The organism is Acinetobacter sp. 809848 (genome assembly GCF_000581275.1).
Taxonomy (GTDB): Bacteria; Pseudomonadota; Gammaproteobacteria; order Pseudomonadales; family Moraxellaceae; genus Acinetobacter; species Acinetobacter pittii.
Genome location: NZ_JEXG01000019.1, coordinates 22,844 through 46,346 on the forward strand (window position 1 = coordinate 22,844; position 23,503 = coordinate 46,346).

Annotated in this window: 19 protein-coding genes and 1 pseudogene; 9 read left to right on the plus strand and 11 right to left on the minus strand. The window is 38.3% G+C overall.

Going from position 1 to position 23,503, the window contains the following annotated elements:
* Positions 1–8 precede the first annotated feature (8 nt).
* Positions 9–1,079 carry a phosphoribosylformylglycinamidine cyclo-ligase gene (gene purM, locus J536_RS15535; protein ID WP_005073084.1) on the plus strand — a complete coding sequence of 357 codons (1,071 nt, stop codon included), beginning with the start codon at positions 9–11 and terminating at the stop codon, positions 1,077–1,079.
* Complete coding sequence (purN, locus tag J536_RS15540; RefSeq protein ID WP_032055175.1) at positions 1,076–1,705, plus strand: phosphoribosylglycinamide formyltransferase; 630 nt, start codon at positions 1,076–1,078, stop codon at positions 1,703–1,705. The genes purM and purN overlap by 4 nt, the downstream gene beginning before the upstream one ends.
* 75 nt (positions 1,706–1,780) lie before the next feature.
* Here the strand turns inward: purN and J536_RS15545 are convergent, their stop codons facing one another.
* Both J536_RS15545 and sppA read right to left on the minus strand, forming a co-directional pair.
* Positions 1,781–2,581, minus strand: a complete 801-nt coding sequence (locus J536_RS15545) for an alpha/beta fold hydrolase (protein WP_017385815.1) — start codon at positions 2,579–2,581, stop codon at positions 1,781–1,783.
* A 23-nt stretch (positions 2,582–2,604) separates the two neighbouring features.
* Positions 2,605–3,621, minus strand: a complete 1,017-nt coding sequence (sppA, locus tag J536_RS15550; protein ID WP_032055172.1) for a signal peptide peptidase SppA — start codon at positions 3,619–3,621, stop codon at positions 2,605–2,607.
* Positions 3,622–3,754: 133 nt separating this feature from the next.
* On the opposite strand from sppA, the gene J536_RS15555 reads away from it, so the two are divergent.
* Positions 3,755–4,738 carry a lysophospholipid acyltransferase family protein gene (locus tag J536_RS15555; protein WP_080612814.1) on the plus strand — a complete coding sequence of 328 codons (984 nt, stop codon included), beginning with the start codon at positions 3,755–3,757 and terminating at the stop codon, positions 4,736–4,738.
* On the opposite strand, the gene J536_RS15560 is transcribed toward J536_RS15555, so the two are convergent.
* From J536_RS15560 to J536_RS15570, 3 genes are all read right to left on the minus strand, one after another.
* Complete coding sequence (locus tag J536_RS15560; RefSeq protein ID WP_032063277.1) at positions 4,691–7,123, minus strand: DNA internalization-related competence protein ComEC/Rec2; 2,433 nt, start codon at positions 7,121–7,123, stop codon at positions 4,691–4,693. The genes J536_RS15555 and J536_RS15560 overlap by 48 nt on opposite strands.
* Before the next feature lie 83 nt (positions 7,124–7,206).
* On the minus strand, positions 7,207–7,893 hold the full coding sequence (lolD, locus tag J536_RS15565; RefSeq protein ID WP_032004412.1) for a lipoprotein-releasing ABC transporter ATP-binding protein LolD: 687 nt from the start codon (positions 7,891–7,893) through the stop codon (positions 7,207–7,209).
* Complete coding sequence (locus J536_RS15570; protein ID WP_004790618.1) at positions 7,886–9,121, minus strand: lipoprotein-releasing ABC transporter permease subunit; 1,236 nt, start codon at positions 9,119–9,121, stop codon at positions 7,886–7,888. The genes lolD and J536_RS15570 overlap by 8 nt, the downstream gene beginning before the upstream one ends.
* A 128-nt stretch (positions 9,122–9,249) precedes the next feature.
* Here J536_RS15570 and J536_RS26170 point away from each other — a divergent pair.
* A pseudogene (locus J536_RS26170) lies at positions 9,250–9,351 on the plus strand (PilZ domain-containing protein); the annotation flags it as partial.
* Positions 9,352–9,380: 29 nt separating this feature from the next.
* Here J536_RS26170 and J536_RS15575 read toward each other — a convergent pair.
* Both J536_RS15575 and J536_RS15580 read right to left on the minus strand, forming a co-directional pair.
* Positions 9,381–10,289 carry a DMT family transporter gene (locus tag J536_RS15575; protein ID WP_032063278.1) on the minus strand — a complete coding sequence of 303 codons (909 nt, stop codon included), beginning with the start codon at positions 10,287–10,289 and terminating at the stop codon, positions 9,381–9,383.
* A 7-nt stretch (positions 10,290–10,296) separates the two neighbouring features.
* The gene (locus tag J536_RS15580; protein ID WP_014207405.1) at positions 10,297–10,785 is read right to left on the minus strand and encodes a YaiI/YqxD family protein; all 489 of its coding nucleotides are present in this window, start codon (positions 10,783–10,785) and stop codon (positions 10,297–10,299) included.
* Between the two features lie 246 nt (positions 10,786–11,031).
* On the opposite strand from J536_RS15580, the gene J536_RS15585 reads away from it, so the two are divergent.
* A complete protein-coding gene (locus J536_RS15585) occupies positions 11,032–11,973 on the plus strand; it encodes a hypothetical protein (RefSeq protein WP_032004409.1) in 942 nt (313 codons plus the stop codon).
* A 238-nt stretch (positions 11,974–12,211) separates the two neighbouring features.
* Here the strand turns inward: J536_RS15585 and serC are convergent, their stop codons facing one another.
* Positions 12,212–13,291, minus strand: a complete 1,080-nt coding sequence (gene serC, locus J536_RS15590) for a 3-phosphoserine/phosphohydroxythreonine transaminase (RefSeq protein ID WP_005067728.1) — start codon at positions 13,289–13,291, stop codon at positions 12,212–12,214.
* 385 nt (positions 13,292–13,676) lie between these two features.
* Between serC and J536_RS15595 the strand changes: the two genes are divergently transcribed.
* Genes J536_RS15595 through J536_RS15610 form a run of 4 tightly spaced genes read left to right on the plus strand, consistent with a single transcriptional unit; the run spans position 13,677 to position 18,526 of the window.
* The gene (locus J536_RS15595; RefSeq protein ID WP_032063279.1) at positions 13,677–15,164 is read left to right on the plus strand and encodes a TolC family protein; all 1,488 of its coding nucleotides are present in this window, start codon (positions 13,677–13,679) and stop codon (positions 15,162–15,164) included.
* Positions 15,165–15,176: 12 nt separating this feature from the next.
* Positions 15,177–16,298, plus strand: coding sequence for an HlyD family secretion protein (locus tag J536_RS15600; protein WP_032063280.1), 1,122 nt, complete (start codon positions 15,177–15,179; stop codon positions 16,296–16,298).
* Positions 16,299–16,301: 3 nt separating this feature from the next.
* Complete coding sequence (locus tag J536_RS15605; RefSeq protein WP_212750231.1) at positions 16,302–17,432, plus strand: ABC transporter permease; 1,131 nt, start codon at positions 16,302–16,304, stop codon at positions 17,430–17,432.
* On the plus strand, positions 17,429–18,526 hold the full coding sequence (locus J536_RS15610; RefSeq protein ID WP_032063283.1) for an ABC transporter permease: 1,098 nt from the start codon (positions 17,429–17,431) through the stop codon (positions 18,524–18,526). The genes J536_RS15605 and J536_RS15610 overlap by 4 nt, the downstream gene beginning before the upstream one ends.
* A gap of 44 nt (positions 18,527–18,570) precedes the next feature.
* On the opposite strand, the gene gyrA is transcribed toward J536_RS15610, so the two are convergent.
* The 3 genes from gyrA to J536_RS15625 form a co-directional block, all read right to left on the minus strand.
* Positions 18,571–21,285 carry a DNA gyrase subunit A gene (gene gyrA, locus J536_RS15615; protein WP_032063284.1) on the minus strand — a complete coding sequence of 905 codons (2,715 nt, stop codon included), beginning with the start codon at positions 21,283–21,285 and terminating at the stop codon, positions 18,571–18,573.
* 366 nt (positions 21,286–21,651) lie between these two features.
* Positions 21,652–22,584, minus strand: a complete 933-nt coding sequence (locus J536_RS15620; protein WP_032063285.1) for an electron transfer flavoprotein subunit alpha/FixB family protein — start codon at positions 22,582–22,584, stop codon at positions 21,652–21,654.
* A 17-nt stretch (positions 22,585–22,601) separates the two neighbouring features.
* Positions 22,602–23,351 (minus strand): electron transfer flavoprotein subunit beta/FixA family protein, encoded by a 750-nt coding sequence (locus tag J536_RS15625; protein ID WP_002118903.1) that lies wholly within the window; start codon positions 23,349–23,351, stop codon positions 22,602–22,604.
* Positions 23,352–23,503 lie beyond the last annotated feature (152 nt).

Below are 23,503 nucleotides of genomic sequence, written 5' to 3' on the forward strand. Positions count from 1 at the left end.
CTTCATTTATGAGCAACTCAACTTCTACCCCAAATACCGGTTTAAGCTACAAAGATGCGGGTGTCGACATTGAAGCGGGCGACGCACTGGTCGATCGTATCAAGTCAGTCGCTAAACGTACAAGTCGTCCTGAAGTAATGGGCGGGCTTGGTGGCTTTGGTGCACTATGCAAAATTCCTAAAGGTTATGAAGAGCCTGTTTTAGTTTCTGGAACCGATGGTGTAGGAACTAAATTACGTTTGGCCCTTAATCTCAATCGTCATGACACAATCGGCCAAGACCTTGTGGCTATGTGCGTAAACGACCTTTTAGTTTGTGGCGCAGAACCATTATTCTTCCTTGATTATTACGCGACTGGTCACTTAAATGTTGACGTTGCTGCAAATGTTGTTACTGGTATTGGTAAAGGTTGTGAGCTTGCAGGTTGCGCACTTGTAGGTGGTGAAACCGCGGAAATGCCAGGCATGTACGAAGGTGAAGATTACGATCTTGCTGGTTTTGCAGTTGGTGTTGTTGAGCAAAGCAAAATTATTGATGGCTCTAAAGTAAAGTCTGGTGACGTACTTATCGGTGTTGCATCAAGTGGTGCTCACTCGAATGGTTACTCATTACTACGTAAAATTTTAGACGTTAAAAACGTTGATTTAACTCAAACGATTGATGGTCGTCCTCTTGCTGATGTAGCAATGGAACCAACTCGTATTTATGTAAAACCGGTTCTTGAACTCTGCAAACAAGTTGATGTTCATGCTATGGCACACATTACTGGTGGTGGTTTACCAGGTAACTTACCTCGTGTATTACCAAATGGTGCACAAGCAGTTATTGATGAATCTTCTTGGGAATGGCCTGAATTGTTCCAACTTCTACAACGCGAAGGCAATGTAGAACGCTTTGAAATGTACCGTACGTTTAACTGTGGCGTAGGTATGGTTATTGCTGTTGATGCAAATGATGCTGAAAAAACAATTGAAGTACTTAATGCTCAAGGTGAAAAAGCTTGGAAAATTGGATATATCCAAGAAAATGCTGAGTCAGTGGAAGGTGCAGACGAAAAAATTCGTGTGATCTTTGCATGATAAAAATTGCTGTTCTAGTCTCTGGGAATGGCAGTAATTTACAGGCCTTGATAGATGCAAATCTATCAGGGCAAATTGTAGGTGTACTGTCTAATAAAGCAGATGCTTATGCCCTAGAGCGTGCTCAAAAAGCCAATATTGCTACCGCTGTTATCTCCCATAAAGACTTTCCAACGCGCGAAGTTTTTGATGAGGCAATGCATCAGCAACTCTTAGCTTGGGAAGTAGATGTAGTTATTTTAGCTGGCTTCATGCGTATCTTAACATCCACCTTTGTCAACAAATGGCAAGGGAAAATGCTGAATATACATCCCTCGCTTCTTCCAGCTTACAAAGGTGTGAATACTCATCAACGTGTTTTAAACACAGGTGATCGTTTGCATGGTTGTACCGTACACTTTGTAACTGCTGAACTGGATTCTGGTCAATCTATTGCCCAATCAGCTATATCAGTTCAAGAACATGATACTGCCGCTTCATTAGCAGATCGAGTGCACACACTTGAGCACTTTATCTACCCACAAGTTGCAGAGTGGCTGTGTAACGGTCAACTTACATGGAAAGATGGGCAAGCCTATTTCCGTAATCAAGTTCTAAAAGACCCTATTCGTTTTGCAAGTTGGTAAAGTATTTTACTAGCAAACAAAAATAAAAAAGGACATGCTGGCATGTCCTTTTTTATAAGCTTTAAATTAATTTAATTAATGATGAATCAATTTCTTTATAGAATTTACTGTATCAATAGGATGCTCTAGAGGGAACATATGGCCCCCTTCAACCACAGTAAATGGGATTCCCATTTTTCGCTTTGCCATTTGAGGAAAGCCTCTTTTTAAGAAGTCACTTCCTTTACCCACAACTAAATGCACAGGCATCTTAGGTTTTGGCATAGGCAGCCACCACCAAGAAGGATTTTTACGGAAAATTGCAACTTCATCTTCACGAGAAATCGTTAAAGTTACTCCACCGCGAATCGAATCTTCTTTCAAAGCATAATCAATGTAAGCCTGAAAACAATCTTCATCAAAATCTTTATAAAATCCTTTAGGACGAAGTAACTCAGCAGCCTGCTCTCTCGACTCCCAGTGTTCACGACGACGTGCAGATAAGCCCGCCGGTGTCATCGCATCAACCAATTTAGGACGAAATAATTTTGCCATATGAAAAGCAAATGAATATCGCCCTAAAATAAGAGGCGGATCTAACATAATGACTTGAGAAAACAGTTCAGGACGTCGAAAAGATGCCATTAATGTTAAAACCGAACCAAGAGAATGGCCTAATCCGATGACTTTACGTCCTTTCGCCTGACGCACAATACTATCAATAACTTGATCAACCAAAGCAGGCCAATGGTTAGTCACAGGATAACGTTTGTCAGGACCAATGAGTGGAACATAAATTACGTCATACTCATCTTTTAATTGATCAAACAATTTTTGATACACCATAGATGGCACACCATTAGCATGCGCAAAGTGTATAACCGGTTTTACTGACATACCGTTATCCTAAAAATACAGATTTATTGTAATTTTGCGCTTTGACTAGTCTGCACCTCTTGAGCAATAGATTCACTTACTCCTTGCCCGATTTGTGCCCCCATACGACCCAAAATGGATTGTAGTGGGTTACGCTCAATTGTGTAGTCAACTTTATTATCAAGGTTTAGTTCACGCATCAAGCTCGTAATATTACCTGAACGGTCAGCAACACCTAATTGAATTGCTTGTTCACCCGTCCAGAATAAACCAGAAAAAATAGCTGGATCATTCGATTTTAAACGCTTTCCACGCCCTTCTTTCACTGCGGTAATAAAGTGAGTATGAACATTATCAAGAACAGATTGAATATGTTGCTTTTGAGCAGGATCAATCGGTTTTGTCATACTTAAAATGTCTTTATTCGTTCCGGCAGTTAAAGTGCGGTCTTCAATACCGAGCTTCTGAGCTAAACCAGTAATACCATAGTTAGGCATGATCACACCAATTGAGCCCACTAAACTTGATGGGTTGACAATAATCTCATCCGCAGCAGAAGCGATATAGTACGCACCCGATGCTCCCATATCACCAATAACGGCATAAACTTTCTTATCAGGGTGCTGTTTTTTCAAATAACGAATTTCCTGCCAGATTTCATCAGACTGAACTGGAGAACCGCCAGGTGAATTAATGTTAAGTGCAACAGCCTTACTATTTGAGGCTTCAAAAGCACGTTTAAGCGCTTTATTCGTATCTTCACTATTTACCGCTTGATTACTCGAAGCATCAATCGTTCCAATAATATCCACCACTGCCAAATGAGTACTACTGCTACTTACAGCAGAGCCTTCTTTGCTGGTTGAACAGCCTTTGCCCATGAGTACAATAATGAATAGTAAATAAATAAAAGTTAATGTTTTAAAGAAGATACCCCAACGACGACTACGGCGTTGCTCTTCTACTGAAGCGAGTACAGCCTTCTCAAGAATTTGCCATTCTGGTCCATTTTGTTTAGGGATTATAGGTTCATTTTGTGGTTTTGGTGGCCAATCGGACATAAAATTCCAATCCAAATCAATCTAAAATGATGTCATTATATACGTTGATTTGATAAAAACTGTCTAAATTATATGATTTCATTTATAATATTTTTATCTTTTTTTACTTGTTGCCTCCTTTTTACCGCGATAGATGACCAAACTAGATGTAAAAAGCATGAACTATTACTTACTCAAAACTTTTAGCCGTCAACCCATTCAATTTGGACGTTTTATTGCCCGTATGTTGGCAGGGTTAGTCAATACTTTAAAAATTACTAGAACATCAAAAAGTATAGAACTTAACTTACAAATTGCACTTCCCCACTTAACACCACAGCAACGAATAGATATTACACAACAAGCTATTCGTAACGAGTTAACCTCATACTTCGAGTTTTTAAGTATTTGGGGCTCATCAAATAGTAAGAATATTTCACGTATTCACCATATTGAGGGTGAACATTACTTTCATGAAGCACTAGCAGCAAAAAAAGGTGTGGTATTGATTGTTCCACATTTTGGTACATGGGAAATCATGAATGCTTGGTGTGCCCAGTTCACTTCTATGACTATTTTATACAAGCCTGTAAAAAATGAAGATGCAGACCGTTTTGTTCGAGAAGCACGTAGCCGTGAACAAGCCAACTTGGTACCTACCGATGAGACTGGTGTTCGACAAATTTTTAAAGCACTCAAACAAGGCGAAACCACTGTAATTTTACCCGACCATACACCTAATGTTGGTGGGGATATGATCAATTATTTTGGTGTACCACTTGCCTCAAGTAATTTAAGCGCCAAGCTCATCCAAAAAACAAAAGCCAAAGCATTATTTCTTTATGCGATTCGTAATGAACACAACGGTTTTACGATGCATATTGAACCTATGGATGAGAAGATTTACGAAGGTAGTGCCGATGATGGAACTTTTGTTATTCATCAAGCCATTGAACAACTGATCCAGCACTATCCAGAACACTATCACTGGAGTTATAAACGTTTTAAAGCAAATCCCGCTTTAGATAATATTTACAATATTGATCCGAATGAAGCACTTCAAATTGTAGATAGACTTAAAGCAGAAGCTTCACAAATTCCTGTGAAGCCAAGTACGCTCGAGACGTCGAGTGTATAAAACCATCTCTTGATTGCGAGATACAAAGCTCAATGTTCCTTGCTCAACTGTGCTTTTAAATGGAATATTAAGCTCTTGTATTCTCGCTAAAACCTCTTTGCTTGGATGACCATAACGATTATTAAAGCCAGCAGAAGCAACAACAAGCTTGGGGTTTAACGTCGCTAAGAAGTCGTAAGCTGAACTATGTTTACTTCCATGATGACCTAATACCAGAACATCTACCTTGAAATCAGGATATTCTTTCATGAGTTGATATTCTGCTTCCCACCCTGCATCACCCATAATTAAATAATTTTGATAGCCATTTATCTGTTTTAAATGAATATAAACCACACAAGAATATTGATTTTGATTTGAAGAAACTAAGTTTAAATCTTTTTCTTTAGGCCAAAGGATTTCAATATCTAATTGTGGATATTGCCATTTTTGACCTTGATGACAATAGGTAAATGGTTCTTTAATTTGCTCTGTCCATCGTTCATTTGATATGACTTGTTTAATAGGAAAAGCCTGAGCGATTGAAGGAAATGCTCCGCTATGATCTTGATCAAGATGAGACAGTACGACGTGATCCAGTTGTTTAATTCCCTTTTGACGTAAATATGGAATCACCACATTTTGACCAATACTAAAAGCTTTCTCATCATAAGACCCACCCGTATCGATGAGCCATGTCTGCTGCGGGTGCTGCAAGAAAATAGCTTGCCCCTGTCCTACGTCTATAATATTTAATTGAACTTGCTGGGACGACTTATCTGGAATGATCAAGGGTAAACAGCATATTAGCCCCCAAGATTTTGGTAAAACCCCACGCGGTAAAAATAAGATAATAATAACGAAGCTAAGGCAAACTAAAGCAAGTGGTGTCAGGCTAAAACCTTGTAATGGTAGAGATAACTTTTCTAAAAGATTAAAACATGACAGTACTATACTAATCAGGACGTCATTAATTTGAAAAAGTAAATTTCCGAATGATTTAAAAATAAGCCATACACAAGCTGCAAAAATATTTAAAGGAACAATCACTCCTCCGAGTAAAGGAACTGCAATAATATTTGTAAAAGGAGCAACCCATGAAATCTGTTGAAAGAAAATCAGCATTAAGGGACATAAGGCAATAAATATTTTGCCTTGAGATTCAATTAAAATTTTACTGAAAAGAATGATTCTAGATAACAGACTAGTTGAAACAACATTTGGAGCTTGCTCTATAGTTTGATAAATCCGTAATAAAATAAAGCAAGAACCATAAGACAGCCAAAAACCTGCGGATAAAACACTGAAGGGATCGAAAAGTAAAAGTAGACTTGCACTATAAACCAAGAGTGAAAATGGTTTAACAGGCACTTTAATCAATACCAAAGAAGCAAATAAAAATACTGAGAGTAAAGTTCTTAAGGCAGGAATTTCAAAACCAACAAATGCCGTATAAATCAAAACACCAAAACATAATGGAATCATGGTCCAAATTTGTTTAGGTTGACGCAAATAAAGCTGCGGATAATAACGTCTTATTAATTGATGTAATACCCAAGACAACATGATAGCAAAAATGAGTACATGAGGCCCTGAAATGGCTAACAAATGAGAGATTCCTAATTCCTTAAATTGATTTTTAATCTCATCATTTAAGAGACTTTCGTCCCCTGTTAACAAAGCTAATAACAGACCCTTATTTTGCAAAGGAGATTGTTTTAACATTAATCTAAATGTTAGGCGCAACTTTTCTACATTTAACTTTTGTCTGTTAAAGAATTTTTGTTGCTCTTTTAAATGATGTTGATAACCCAACTGATAAATTTCATCAGAGCTTAAAGGCTCAATATGCTGAACACTAAAACCGGACATTATATTTCGTTGAATGAACCACTGTTCTTGGTCAAAAACACCAGCCACTGCGTAACTATGAGCAGGTTTGGTTTTGCCAGAAATTCGATAATAATGACCTAATTTTAATTTTGGCTCATCTATGGCCGAGTTTACTTTTTGATTTTTTAAATATAATAGCCAATTGACGGGATGTAAGGACTGCCCTAATACCTGAACGGGTTGCTGTGTCTTATCTTCTTTTTCTTCACTTATACGGTCGACATACACAATAATATCTAAAGATTTAGGCTGCATTTGTCGCAGTTCTAATCTTTCATTTAAGGCATACTGAGCATATTGATGTCCTATAGTAAAAAAACTAATAGCGCAGACTAAACAGTAAATGGTTTTTAATATGGGGCGATTTAAGAAAATATTTCTCTTAAAAATATAAAAAATAAAGCCCATAACAAGCAAAACTTTACCTAACCACCCATATTGCATTATTAAAGGGATATCTATCCCCATAAATGCAATACCCCCAATCCACCCCATTAAAATAAGTTTTAACATTCAAGGTCATATCATTATCTTTTTAGGGGCAAAATTAAAGCCCAACTAAGTGGGCTTTAACAATGTGATTTAATGACAATTTTTTAAGTGCCACTCACCCAGAGTCCATCTTGCATATGCAAAATAGAATCAGCAGCCTGAGCTAAATGCTCATCATGGGTCACAATTAACATTGCCATGTTGAGTTCTTTCTTAAGATCGGTCAGTAATTCAAAAATACCTAGAGCTGTTTTACGGTCTAAATTACCTGTAGGTTCATCGGCCAGAACAACTGCAGGTTTAGTGACTAAAGCACGCGCTAAAGCCACACGTTGGCGCTCACCACCCGAAAGCTCCCCTGGCTTATGATCCATACGATGAGATAACCCAACTCGATCAAGTAAATATTCAGCTTGCGCTTTTACAGATTTAAATTGGCTATCTGCACGAAGCATTAAAGGCATCGCCACATTTTCAAGCGCAGAAAACTCAGGTAATAGATGATGAAATTGATAAACAAAACCGAGGTATTGGTTACGCTGAAAACCACGTTCAGCTTCACCTAAATTATCAAAACGCTGACCATTTAAAAATACTTGCCCTTGAGTTGGCTGCTCTAAACCACCTAGCACATGAAGCAAAGTACTTTTACCTGAACCACTCGCACCGACAATCGAAACAAACTGCCCTGCTTCAACTTGTAAAGAAAGACCTTTAATGACTTCAACTTTAGATTTACCGTCATCAAAATGTTTATATATTTCTTTCGCTTCTAAAACAATTTTACTCATAGCGCAGTGCCTCGGCAGGTTGAACTTTGGCAGCACGAAGTGCCGGATAAATAGTCGCCAAGAAGCTTAAAAGTAAAGAAACAATCACGATAATCGTCACATCTTGCCATCTTAAATAAGAAGGAAGGTAATGTACAAAGTAAGCATCAAATAGATTTAAGCCCAACACATTGTTAAACCATGAAATGATATCACTAATGGTTAAAGCTAAAATTACACCTAAAACCGTACCTGCAACTGTACCAATCACCCCAATCACGGTACCTTGAACCATAAATATTTTAGTGATCATCGACGGCGAAGCGCCTAATGTACGCAAAATTGCGATATCAGATTTTTTATCAGTCACCACCATGACCAATGATGAAACAATATTAAATGCTGCTACCACAATAATAAGGACAAGCAATAAACCGACTAGAGTTTTTTCCATTTGAATGGCATTAAATAAATTACCATGCGTATAGGTCCAGTTCGTCGCATAGAAATTGCTTGGTAAACTTTTTACTAAGTCGTCAGCAACTTGTGGCGCTGCAAAAATATCATCTAGTTTTAAACGGACACCTTGGGCACCATCTGGTAAGCGTAATAAGGTTGAAGCATCGTATAGGGCGATATAACCCACCATAGAGTCGACTTCAGCGCCTACACTAAAAATACCAACCACTTTAAAACGCTTGAAACGAGGTACAACACCTGCTGGAGATGGTGTTGCTTCTGGTAAAACCAATGTCACACTATCATTTAGACGTAAGCCCAATGAATCAGCCATATCTTTACCAAGTACAATACCAAATTCACCTTTTTTAAGTGAATCTAAACTCCCGGCAACAATATGATTTTGAATAATAGAGACATTCTTTTCATATTTTGGGTCAATACCCGTCACCATAATACCAGCGACTTGCCCTTGCGCAGTTAACATACCTTGCAATTGCGTAAAAGGTGCAACCCCTGTTACATGTGGATGATGTTCAACTCGCTTCACGAGTTCAGGCCAATCCGTGAGGATTTGTGTAGATGAAACTGTTGCTTGCGGCACCATTCCTAACACACGGTTTTTCAATTCGCGATCGAAACCGTTCATGACAGAAAGTACTGTAATCAGCACAGCGACACCTAGTGTCAAACCGACCATCGAAACCAATGCAATAAAAGAAATAAAATGATTACTGCGTCTTGCGCGAGTATATCTCAACCCTATATACAGTGAGATTGGTTTAAACATACCTTCTAAATCCAAGGTCATTGATGGAAAATATAAGATGTTGATGGCAAATTGCACCCACATCTACTATTTGGCCATACCGTTAGATGCTGTATTAAGGTTTAAAAATCAGTAAGTTCTGACTTATCCTTAACAATCCTAATATTATATTGCTGCGCTATTTTCTACTAGTTAAGTTGGGAGATCAATTTGATCGTGCATTTCGCTACGAATTAGAACAATTTAATGAATAAGCTCAACAAATTACCCAAATCTTCTCCTATTTAGACTTCATATGTTGAGCAAAGTTCCGGTTTGCCTGAATGTCTTTATAGAAATATAAAAAGAGTCCAGACAAGATAATGAAAGCACCTACAAAAACCATAATTGAAAGTTGTTCATGGTTTAAAGCAGCTCCAATCATCATCGCTAACATAGGTGTAATAACTGTCGTTAAAGATAAAGTCGTTGCCTGAATATTTTGTATAAGTTTGAAATAACAGAACATGGCAACGAGTGAAGCCATAAGTACCGTATAAATTAGGGCAAATAGTGATTTGGCTTCTGGCAAATGTGTTGGTGCATATTGCCAAATAAATGGAATAAAACAACTAGCAAAAATTGAAGACACTAAAATAGAACCAGTTGCCTGAGCCATCGGCTGGATCTGCGCATTAACTTTCTTAACCCAAAAAATTGAAAAAGAATAAACAAACACACTGATCAGCATAAGAACAATACCAAACGGGTGTACATGCTGATTCGCACCGCTCAGACAAATAATAGCTAACCCACTGACCGCAATTGCCATACCCAACCATTGCAGCTTATAAAGTTGTTGGCCAAAAGCAAACCGACCAATAAGCCCCGCCATAATCGGTGCTAAGCCAAACATAAGCGCAATCATGCCTGAACTTAAATATTGGGTTGCGGCATAAGTGAAAATTTGAGAACCAATTAAGCTAAAAGATCCGGCAATGTAGCTATGAACTGCTTGTCGATGCGTTGGAAAAGGTGTTCTCAAAATTAGTAATATGATGACAGCCAAAGGCAATGCAATAAAAAAGCGTAATAACAATGCCCACATCAGATGTAAATCAGACACACTCCAGACAATTGCCAACGGAGTTGTTGCCCAGATAAACACTAACAAGGCATAGGTTAGAGCCAAATTGGTTTGCGATGGCATGCGATGCTCACTTAGCTGTTTTACGTTTTTGCTTTAAAATCGTTTGATCTAATGAACTTGAAAATTCACGTTTATCTCGTTCGGAAATAGGAGGCGGTCCACCAGTTTGCACACCTGCACCACGGAGCGTATCCATGAAATCACGTAGATGTAAACGCGCTTTAACATTGGCCGTTGTATAGACTTCACCACGGGGATGAATAGCAACTCCACCTTTCTCAATCACCTGAGCTGCCAGTGGAATATCCTGCGTAATGACAATGTCATTTTCAGTCATACGATCAACTATTTCTTTATCTGCTTGGTCGGCACCACTTAAAACTTGTATTGATTTAATTCGTACTGAAGGCGTAATCCCAACATTTTGATTGGCTACAAAAATAACTTCTAATTGATAACGATCTGACGCACGTAAAATCACTTCACGTAAAATTTTCGGTAAGGCGTCTGCGTCTACCCATAGCTTAAATGGCAGCACGTTATTCTCTATTTCCACTAAAAATATTAGTCTAACAGATGCTTTTCTAAGGTGAGTAAAAATAACGATTAAACTGATTTTTAATTTCAACATTTAATTTTTTTATAAATTAAACGTACTTTTAACTTATAAATAGAAACGGCGCTTCTTTTTAAATGACTAAATACGCGCTTTTACAAGAGAATTTACATATGGTGACTTGAAAAATAGCAAACACCCTCGATTTAATATAACAAGTAATGTGAACCCAACAGCATCGTGCTTATGAAAAATCAAAACAGTCCAGAAGTTATTAAAGTAAATGACCAAAATTTTGGTAGTCATGGAGAACATTGGAATCTATTGACGTCCCATCCCGAAACAGATGTACCAAAATGGTTAGGACTGGCACTTGATGCACCTGTAATGCCAATGGGTTTGTGTGAACATGAAGAAGACATGGACCAATCTTTTTGGCTCATTCAAGGTCCACAAGACCAAAAAGTTACGATCAATCAAATTATTGCTGTTGAAAACCAAAAACCTCGCGCGCTTAAAACAGCCTTCCCAAGTTTTGAAAGTCCGTATCAATATAATGCGAAAATTGAACGCATCATTACTTGTGACTCTGCTACACAAGCCGTGTTGAGTTTAAGACTAAATAAAAATACAACCGTTTATGCATTTGATAATTTATTTAGTGTTAACTACTGTCAATATGACAAAAATCAAAACTATCAAGTCCAATTTAATGCATGGGCTTATGAATTAGAACCTGTTCCAGCAGGTGAAAAAATCATTGTTGATGACCCCGCTTCTATTAAACATCACCGTGCATTAAATGCAATTTTAACTGAACATAATGGTGTTGCTCCTGAAAACTTACAGGAACTCATTAATGAATGGCAACCAAAAACTCCAGAAGATCAAGAACCTGTAACCGTTGATTTTTCTAAAATGGTCGCTTATTTATATGGCGAAAATCTTGGTCAAGAAGATGAAGCATGGTTCCAAGGTAATATTGTTGGTAAAACTTCTATGACATTTATGGGGGCAGAATATACTCTTTATGATGTCACTTTGGTTTTAGAAGATGATCTTCCTGCCATATTAGTGCGCATTGCGACCAAAAACGATTTGTATAAAAACTTTAATATTGGCGAATATATTCGCGGTAATATCTGGATTCAGGCGACTATTTGTGCTAAAAAGAGTGAAACTAATTGAATTTCACTAATATTTTAATAATTAGGTTATTGAATGAAGATTATACCCGAACAAACTACCAGCCTCATTCAATCCAGTAGCCTGCGCGTAAAGGTCGATACTGGTGCGTTTTGCTTTTTTGTCTTGGGTATGTTCTTAGCTGCCATATTCATGCACCAGTTTGGTTTAGTGCCTTTTTAATTTATAACTTATTCAATAAATAAAGCCCTCATTTGAGGGCTTTATTTATTTGATTTGCTTAACCATTACGCTTTGCAAAATCATCCATAAAGTTGATTAAAGCCTGTACGCCTTCTAATGGTACAGCATTATAAATACTTGCACGCATACCGCCGACAGAACGGTGGCCAGCTAAATTCAACAAGTGATTAGCTTCCGCTTCTTTTAAGAATTGCTTTTCTAAAGCTTCGTCTGCCAATGTAAACGGTACATTCATAATTGAACGGTTTGGAATTGCGATCGGGTTATTGTAGAAATCACTTGAGTCGATATAACCATATAACAACTGAGCTTTTTCAAGGTTTACTTTATGAATAGCCTCTACCCCACCCTGCTCTAGCAACCATTCAAATACCAAACCAGACAAGTACCAAGCGTAAGTCGATGGTGTATTTACCATAGAACCATTTTTGGCTTGGTCGCCATATTTTAAAATACTTGGAATTTCTGGTTTAGCTTGATCAAGTAAGTCATCACGAATAATGACAATTGTTAAACCAGCAGGACCAATATTTTTTTGTGCGCCAGCATAGATTAAACCAAACTTGGTCACATCTAATGGAGCAGATAAAATACTTGATGAATAGTCACAAACAAGTGGCGCTTTTACATCAGGAATTCCTGCGAACTGTAAGCCACCAATCGTTTCATTATCCGCATAATGTACATATGCTGCATCATCAGATAAATTCCATTCGCTTTGTTCAGAAATTGCGAACTTGCCATCTACTTTAATGCCAGCTTCTACAACATTAATATCGCCATAACGTTTTGCTTCTTTTAACGCTTTTTCAGACCAGATGCCTGTGTGAATATAATCGGCTTTACTGTTCTTACCTAAAAGGTTTAAAGGAATAGCAGAAAATTGTAATGACGCACCGCCTTGTAAAAACAGTACTTTATAGTTTTCTGGAATGTTCATTAACTTGCGTAAATCTGCTTCAGCTTTTTCAGCTACAGCAACATAGTCAGCACTACGGTGACTCATTTCCATGATGGATAGACCTTTACCCTGCCAATCCAACAATTCTTGTTGAGCTTTTTCTAAAACGGCAGTAGGTAATGCAGCAGGACCAGCACAGAAATTGTACGCGCGCATGATTTTTCCCTTGTATAAAGTCAAACACAATAAAAATGGCATTTAACCACAGATTGCTTAAGCTTGCAGCAGCTTCTCAAGTAAATATTTCAATGCTGGACTGTATTTAGGTTTATTTTTTCAATTATTGTTGTCGTTATTTCTTTAGTTTTAATAATCAGCTTCCTCATTTAAAAAAATTTTTAAGCAAAAAGATCAACTTGACTTGTGATTATCATTTCACATACCTTGATAGCTATTACAAAAATATTGGCTTAGTAAATTCAATAATTAAAGGAGCTAAAAACCACCATGTTTTTATACAAATGTATAATAAACAAGATGATAATTGAATTTAATAACAAGAAATTTAAACTATAAGGGATGCCAAAAATTGTTATTTAAAATGCCAACACATCGATATAGACAGTCTATTTTTCCCTTTTCATTTAAACCAAAACATCTTGCTTTGGCTTTAGGCTTTTTTTTCACTAATCATTTATACGCTGGAAGCTTAAGTTATGCCGAAGCAGAACAACAAGCTTTAAAAAGTTCATACAGTACTCAAGCCAACCAAGCATTACAGCAAGCATCTCAATTAGAAGCTGAAGCAGTAAAGGGCCTCGGATTACCTAGAGTTGATTTGAATGTCAGAGCCTACGCTTTTCATAGTGAAACAGATGTACCTCTTGGGGCTTTTAAACAAAAACTTGAAAATGATTTAAGCCAAGGACTCAACGATAAACTTTCACAGTGGAACAATGTCATTCCATCAGATGTGCTGGGACAAGTTCAAGAAGGCGCAAACCAAACCATACATGATGGTATAAATCGCTTTCCTGATTATGCGAATCTGACTATCGAAGATCAGGTGGTACGCCCTTCGATTTCAGTCGTAATGCCACTCTATACAGGCGGCTTAACCAGCAGCGCTAAAAAAATAGCTAATATACAAGCACAGCGCTCTGAGCTTTCAAGCCAACAACAGCAAGATATACAGCGATTTGAAGTAGTACAAAGTTACTTTAATGTGCAATTACAGCAGCAGCTGGTCGCAAGTAGCTTATTTAACTTTAATGCGATGCAAAAACATTACAGCAATGCCCTAAAGCTGGAACAACAAGGATTTATTAGTAAAGGGCAACGCATGCAGTTTGAAGTCGCGCGTAATAATGCAGAACGTACTTTACAAAATACTCAAGCCAACTTAAACGCCAGCCGCTTTAGCCTTAATAATCTTTTACATCAACAAAATAATGTCGATTTAAGTACACCGTTATTTGTAAATAACACTCCAAGCCAGCCTCTAGAATCACTTTTAACCAGTTATTCGCAAAAATCTAGCCTTGTACAAAAAATGCAGATGGATACTCAACTGGCTAATGTCAATATTCAAGCTCAACAAGCCGCAAAAAAACCAAGTCTATTTGCATTTGGTGAATATGCGCTTGATGAAAATGAAAACTGGATTGTCGGTGTAATGGCAAAATACAACCTATTTTCTGGGGTAGATAAAAATAAGAATATTCATGCTGCCGAATTAAAGCGCTACGCTTCTGAACTCATGACTGAACGAACTAAACAAGAGATTGAAGCACTTTTGAATAAATCATATAACGAGATTAACTCTGCTCAACAAAGTCATCAGCTTTTACAAAGAAACGTAAATGCTGCTCAAGAAAACCTACGTATTCAAGAACTTTCTTTTCGTGAAGGAATGGGTACAGCAACCCAAGTGATTGATGCGCAAAATGCATTAAGTGCCTTAAAAACTGAAATGGCTTTAAATGCTTATAAATATGTCATGTCACTCGCGACTTTACTACAAAGTCACGGCTCAATTGACCAATTTAAAGCTTATGTCAATCAACCACATACCGACTATATTCGTTAATAGGAGTATAAAATGAATCAAGACTCAGCTCATTCAGAACAAGATTCTCCTGTTGCGGATACGGCAGAAACCAACCAAATTAAAAAAGATGATCAAGTTAGTGACCATCAAGAATCAAACACAAATAAAGATGGTCAAAACCCCCCTAAAAATTCCAAAATTAAACTGATTATTAGTGTAGTCATTATTGCCCTATTAGGTTTAATTATTTTTGGTTTGTGGAAAAGCTATCAACCGAAACCTATTGAACTACAAGGCCGTGTTGAAGCCGAGACTATTCACGTAAGTACAAAGGTTCCAAGTCGTATTGAAGAAATTTATGTACAAGAAGGCCAGAAAATTTCCAAAGGCCAGCCACTTGTTCGTTTGGTTAGCCCTGAAATAGAAGCTAAAAAGCAACAAGCCTTGGCTACCTTACAATCGGCTTTAGCATTTCAATCTACGGTAGACCGCGGTTCGCAACAAGAAAATATCGATACTCTCTATGCCAACTGGCAAAGCACCAAAGCGCAAGCGAATCTTGCAAAAACAACTTACCAACGTGGTGAAAATTTATATAGACAAGGGGTAATTTCGCGTCAAAGACGAGATGAAATGCTCGCAGCACAGACCTCTGCTCAAGAATTAAGTGAAGCCTCTTATCAACAATATGCTCGTGCAAAACGTGGAAGTACTAGCCAGCAAAAATCTACAGCAGATGCACAAGTTGAAATTGCAAAAGCAGCGGTAAGCGAAGCAAAAGCACTGGAAGCAGAGACACGCTTACTCTCACCTATTTCAGGTACGGTTTCAAAAACTTATGGTAAACCTTCCGAATTAGTCGCTATGGGCGTGCCTGTTGTTAGCATTTTAGAAGATGATGATTTATGGGTAAGTTTAAACGTGGGTGAAAACCAATACGCTTCTGTTTATAAAAGTAAAACCCTTGAAGGATTCATACCTGCTCTTAATCAGAATGTGAATTTTAAAATTAAGAATATTGACGCTGAAGGTGAATTTGCCACCATTAAAACGACTCGCCAAACTGGAGGCTATGATATTCGTAGCTTCAAATTACATCTGGTGCCTGAAAGTCCTGTCAAAGATTTAAAGGTTGGTATGAGTGTTCTATTTAAAATTAAAGAAGAAAAATAAAGCATGTTTGCCAGTATATTACGGGAACTAAACTATCTAAAAAGCAATAAATGGGATTTGTGTATGGTGACACTTATCCCTGCTTTTATCATTTTTTTGTTTAGCAGCATGTTTTATGCAGGTAAAGCTGAACATTTACCAATTGCGATTATTGATCAGGACCAAAGTGAACTCAGCCGTAATATTGAAAAATATCTTTCGTTAAATCATACGGTAGATATTAAAACGATTACGGCAAGCTCAACTGAAGCTGAACAATTACTCAATGAAACCAAAATATGGGGTTACGTTTTTATTCCAGACGGTGCTGAAAAACGCTTCGTTAAAGCACAAGATGCTCAAATCAGCATTGCATTTAACCAGTCTTTTTTTAGTGTCGGAAATACCATTTCTTCAGCAATGCTAGTCAGTACCCTCAATGCTTTAGCAGACTATGCTGGTCAAAGTTATCTTGCAAATAGTATTCCCTATTTAGATGTTCCTACCGCTCATGTAAAAATCTCAACGCTTTATAATCCAAGTATGAGCTATGAGTTTTATTTAGAACCTTTCATGGTTCCTGCTGTATTGCACTTATTGCTGTGTTGCTGTGTTGCCTTTGCTATTGGACAAGAACTTAAACGTGGCACATTAACAGCATGGGTAAACCGAGAAAGTTTTATTCAAGGCTTACTGGCTAAAAATCTGCTTTATAGCCTTATATTTTGTGCATGGACATGGTTATGGATGTTTTGGCTAGTCGAAATCCGTGGCTGGTTCGTAGCAGGTTCTCTTAGTTTATTGTTATGTGCACAGTTTTTACTCTATTTTGCCTACGCTTTAATTAGTAGCACCGTCATTCTTGCAACCAAAAATTTAAGTAAAACTTTTGGCTTTATCGCGGTATATGGTGGGTCTTCTTTAAGTTTCGCAGGCGTTACGCTACCTTTAAATAATGCGCCTATTTTCACCAAGTTTTGGTCACTCATTATTCCGTATACACCTTATGCTAAGCTTCAAACCGAACAATGGGTGATCGGCAGTCCAATTTTCATTTCAATAATTCCTTTTTTAATACTTATCGGTTATTGCCTGATTTACTTCCTTTTAAGTTGTCTGCTTCTTAAAAAATTAGTTCGAGGGGCAACGCAATGAAAGAATTCTTTAAGGCTTATGGGCAAACATTTAAAGACATTGTAAGTAATAGCTCAGTTTTCACAACTCTGATTTTATCGGTCATTCTTTATAGCTTTTTTTATCCTACCGCCTATAAAGCTGAGCGTGCAGAATCTATTCCTATTGTCATTGTTGATGAAGAACAAAGCCTCTTAACTTCTCAATTAATCGGTCAAAGTGCAAATAGTCCCCATGTTCATATTGTTACTGTTACAAGCAATTTCTTACAAGCAGAACAAATGGTTCGTGAACAAAAAGCCGATGGTATTTTACTTTTACCAAGTAACCTAACGCAAAGCTTACGCCGTGGAGAAACAGGCGGAATTGGCTTATATTTAAGTACAACCAACTTTTTAAAAACTAAAGAAATTGGTTTAGGCTTAGCTACATCCATCGAAGCGACCTTAAAAGAATATGTCGAAAAATTTGGAGAGCGCACTCATTTCCAACCCGCACTTTCTATTCATCAAGTGCCGTTATTTAATCCACTTTCAGGATATGGAAGTTATATTTTTCCGGCTGTTGCATCTTTGATTATTCATCAAACGATTGTGCTAGGTTTGGCAATGTTAATAGCTAGCTATCGTGAGCAACGTGAAAAGATTACTGCTGTTCGCCTCGCTGGAGTTTTCGCAAGTATATTTACGATTGGTTGTTTAGGGTGTTTTTATCTTTTTGGTTTTACCTTGTGGTTCAATGACTATCCACACGGTGGAAATTTTATAGGTCTACTCATTGCCGTTCCAATTTTTATTAGTTGTGTGATTGGATTAGGCATGCTGATCGGTTCACTTTTAGATATGCCGGAACGTGCCGGACATATTATTGTGTTTAGCTCAGTACCTTTATTCTTATTAACCGGAGCTGCTTGGCCTCATCAAGCCATGCCTGAATGGTTACAATGGCTTGCGTGGTGTTTACCTTCCACACATGGGGTACAAATGTTTGTGCAACTTAACCAGATGGGTGTTTCATTAGCCACGGTTGTACCAAAGCTGATTTTTCTTGGGACCCTTGGATTAATATTGGTGAGTTTATCTTATTATCGGCTTGTTAAAAAATCTTCTTCATAAAATAAAAAAGGAAGCTTATGCTTCCTTTTTTATTTAAGTTTTACTTACTCTTCAGAAGCATCTTCATTATTTGATACAACTTCTTCGCTATCAGTTTCAGTAGTATCTACTTCGCCTTCGAGAAACTCTTCTTCATCTTCGACAGCTTCAATAGACACAACACCTACTAGAGTTTCTTCTTCGCTTAAGCGAATTAGGCGTACACCTTGTGCATTACGACCAGTCATCGCAACTTCTGCTGCACGGGTACGAACTAATGTACCGCCATCAGAAATAAGTAACAATTCTTTGGTTTCATCAATAGACACTGCACCAACAAGCTCACCGTTACGTTCGCTTGTCTTAATCGCAATTACACCCTTACCGCCACGTTTCTTAGTCGGGAAGTCATTTACAGGAGTACGCTTACCGTAACCGTTGGCACTTGCACATAGTACTTCACCTGTTTCAGGTACAACCACAAGTGATACGATACGACTTACTAAATTTGAATCTGCTGAATCGTCATTGTCATCTGATTCATCATTTTCAACTTCTGCATCTTCTTCACTTAAAGTACTGCTTGCAAAGCTCACGCGCATACCACGAACACCTTTCGCAGTACGACCCATTGCACGTACGTCAGTCTCAGCAAAACGAATTGCCTTACCTTCGTTCGAGAACAACATGATTTGCTGATTACCATCAGTAATCGCAACACCAATTAAGGTATCTTCTTCATTGAGCTCAATTGCACGTAAACCATTTGAACGGATATTAGCGAATTGCTCTAAATCAACACGTTTAACCGTACCTGACGCTGTTGCCATAAATACGTAATGGTTTTCTGGGAACTCAGTCAACGGCAAGATAGCTGTTACTGTTTCATTCGCATCTAAAGGTAACAAGTTCACGATCGGACGGCCTTTGGCACCACGTGATGCTTGAGGCACTTCAAACACACGAAGGCGATATACTTTACCTACGTTGGTAAAGCAAAGCACAGTCGCATGGTTTGAAGCTACAATCAGATGTTGAATAAAGTCATCATCTTTCATTGAAGTTGCAGACTTACCACGTCCACCACGGCGCTGAGCCTGATAATCTGAAAGTGGTTGAGTTTTTGCGTAACCTGTTTGTGAAACCGTTAATACAACTTGTTCTTCAGGAATTAAATCTTCACGGCTAAAATCAATACGTGATTCAATAATTTCAGTGCGACGTCCATCACCATACTGTTGTAGTACCAGTGCTAACTCTTCGCGAATTACAGCCATCAATAAATTGAAATCATTCAAAATCGCAGTAAGTTCAGCGATTTGACCTAAGATCTCAGTATATTCTGCATGTAATTTGTCTTGCTCAAGACCAGTTAAACGATGTAAACGTAATTCTAAAATTGCGCCTACTTGTGTTGGTGATAAACGGTAAATTGAATCGGTTAGACCAAATGGACGATTTGGATCTTCACCTTCGATTTCATCTGGACGAACAGAAATTGCGCCAGCTTTTTCAAGTAATGAAACGACACCACCACCTGCCCACTCACCTGCAAGTAAACGCTCACGCGCTTCAGCAGGGTTAGCAGAAGTTTTAATCGTCTCGATAATTTCATCGATATTGGCTAAAGCAACTGTTAAGCCTTCTAAGATATGACCACGTTCACGTGCTTTACGCAGTTCGAACATGGTACGGCGTGTCACAACTTCTTGGCGGTGACGGATAAATGCCGCAATAATATCTTTCAGATTCATCAATTTTGGTTGTCCGTTATCAAGACAAACCATATTGATGCTGAATGAGTTTTCGAGCTGGGTATTTAAGAATAAGTTATTTACAATGACTTCAGCGTTTTCACCACGCTTTAAATCAATTGCAATACGCATACCTTCTTTGTCAGACTCATCACGAAGTTCTGAAATACCTTCAAGTTTTTTCTCTTTAACCAACTCGGCAATACGTTCAATAACTCTTGCTTTGTTTACTTGATATGGAATTTCAGTAAAGACGATGGTTGTACGGCCTGTCTTTTCATCTTCTTCGAAATGGTACTTACCACGAATGTGTAAGCGGCCTTTACCTGTACGGTAGGCATCAACAATACCTGATTTACCGTAAATAATACCGCCTGTAGGGAAATCAGGACCCGTAATGTATTCCATCAATCCTTCAATCGAGATGTTCGGATTGTCAGCATAGGCTAAGCACGCATTCACAACTTCTGTCATGTTATGCGGTGCCATGTTGGTTGCCATACCTACGGCAATACCAGCAGCACCATTAATTAACAAGTTAGGAACACGTGTCGGAAGTACTTCAGGAATACGCTCAGAACCGTCGTAGTTATCTTCCCAATCAACCGTGTCTTTTTCTAGATCTGCAAGAAGCTCGTGTGCAAGCTTAGTCATACGGACTTCGGTATAACGCATTGCAGCTGCGCTATCACCATCAATCGAACCGAAGTTACCCTGACCATCTACCAATAAATAACGTAAGCTAAAGTCCTGAGCCATACGTACAATGGTTTCATAAACAGCTGAGTCACCATGAGGGTGATATTTACCGATTACGTCCCCAACAACACGCGCAGATTTCTTGTAGGCTTTGTTATAGTCATTGCCCAATTCGTGCATGGCATAAAGCACACGACGGTGAACAGGTTTAAGACCGTCTCTCACATCCGGCAATGCACGAGATACGATTACACTCATCGCGTAATCTAAATATGAATGCTTGAGTTCGTCCTCAATGGCAATCGGTCGGATTTCCGATACGCTCATGCATACTCCTTCTTACAGATAGAAATTTCCATCCGCTTATATGTCTTGATCTTGCAAAAAATTTAGTTCCGGAAACTGAACTAAAATCGAAAAAAATATAGCTGTATACTATAGCATAAAAGCACTGTGTAATGTGCGGAATCTACACCGCCAATCTGGTGATATTTGTATAATTTAATTGCATATTATTCTTATCATATCGCCATAACAGGCATCTTTTCATCTTCGTAAAACTATGTGATTTTTATTCTATAAAAATCAAACCTCAAATGAGATAAAAGTCTCAGTTATACATTTCAGGACACTATCCATAATAAAAAAACCCCTAGTAAAAACTAAGGGTTTTTTAGCTTTAATCAGTAAAGATTAAAGTTTAGATACCAATTCTGGTACTACAGTGTTCAAATCACCAACTAACCAGTAGTCAGCAACACTGTTGATTGGCGCTTCTTCGTCTTTGTTGATTGCAACAATAACTTTAGAATCTTTCATACCAGCTAAATGCTGGATCGCACCAGAAATACCTACAGCAACATAAAGCTCAGGTGCAACGATTTTACCAGTTTGACCAACTTGGAAATCGTTAGGTACAAAGCCCGCATCAACTGCTGCACGTGAAGCACCTTGTGCTGCACCGAGCTTGTCAGCTAATGGATCAAGTACTTTATGGTAGTTCTCACCAGAACCTACACCACGACCACCAGAAACTACGATGCGAGCCGCAGTTAATTCTGGACGATCAAGCTTAACGATTTCTTCAGATACAAAATGAGAAATACCTGCATCTTTCGCTTCACTTACTGCTTCAACCGCAGCAGAACCACCTTCAGCAGCTACTGGATCAAATGCTGTACCACGAACAGTACCCACAATGATTGCTTCGTCAGATTGAACAGTTGCAATCGCGTTACCAGCGTAGATAGGACGCTTGAATGTGTTCGCAGATTCAACAGAAATAATATCTGTGATCATGCTTACATCAAGAAGAGCAGCAACACGTGGAAGAATGTTCTTACCAGTTGTTGTAGAAGCAGCTAAAACGTATTTGTAACCTTTAGCCAAGTCAGCAACTAAGCCAGCTACGTTTTCAGCTAATTGGTTTGCATAAGCAGCGTTGTCAGCAAGTAAAACTTTGCTTACACCAGCAACTTTAGCAGCAGCATCAGCAACTGCTTGAGCACCAGAACCAGCAACTAATACAGTAATATCACCACCGATTTTTTGTGCTGCAGCAACAACGTTTAAAGTAGCACCGTTAAGTACTTGGTTGTTGTGGTCAGCGATAACTAAAATACTCATGATTTTATCCTTCCGTATTAGATCACTTTCGCTTCATTTTTCAATTTTTCAACAAGCTCATCTACAGATTTCACTTGTACGCCAGCTTTACGTTCTGCTGGAGCTTCAACTTTAACAGTTTTAAGCTTAGTACCAGCTGTAACGCCATAATCCGCAGGAGATTTTGTATCAAGTGGCTTCTTACGAGCTTTCATGATGTTAGGCAATGCTGCATAACGTGGCTCGTTCAAACGCAAGTCAGTCGTGATGATTGCAGGAAGTGTAAGTTCAACAGTTTGTAAACCACCGTCAACTTCACGAGTCACTTGTACTTTACCGCCATCAACTTTCACTTCAGAAGCGAATGTACCTTGACCAGCACCTAATAATGCACCAAGCATTTGACCTACTTGGTTAGAGTCATCATCAATTGCTTGTTTACCAAGAAGGATAAGTTCTGGTTTTTCAGCTTCAACAACACCTTTTAAAATTTTAGCAACTTCTAAAGCGCCAATTTCATCAGTAGTTTCAACCAAAATACCACGGTCTGCGCCTAGAGCCATTGCAGAACGGATTTGTTCTTGAGCTTCTTTAGGACCAACAGAAACAACAACGATTTCTGATACTGTTCCTTTTTCTTTTAAGCGAACCGCTTCTTCCACTGCGATTTCACAAAATGGGTTAATTGACATTTTTACGTTGGTAAGGTCAACCCCACTATTGTCCGGCTTAACACGAACTTTAACGTTGGCATCAACCACGCGTTTTACAGCAACAAGAGCCTTCATGTAATCCTCGGCTGTTCTAGCAAAAGTAAATGTTGAGAAAAGTATATTAACTCTTCAATTAAAATTTTTTAGGTACCCTATCTTGCAATGTGTTTGGCATTTCGGTCAAGTCACAATTTTCTGGAACAGCACAAAAAAAATGAAATCATCAG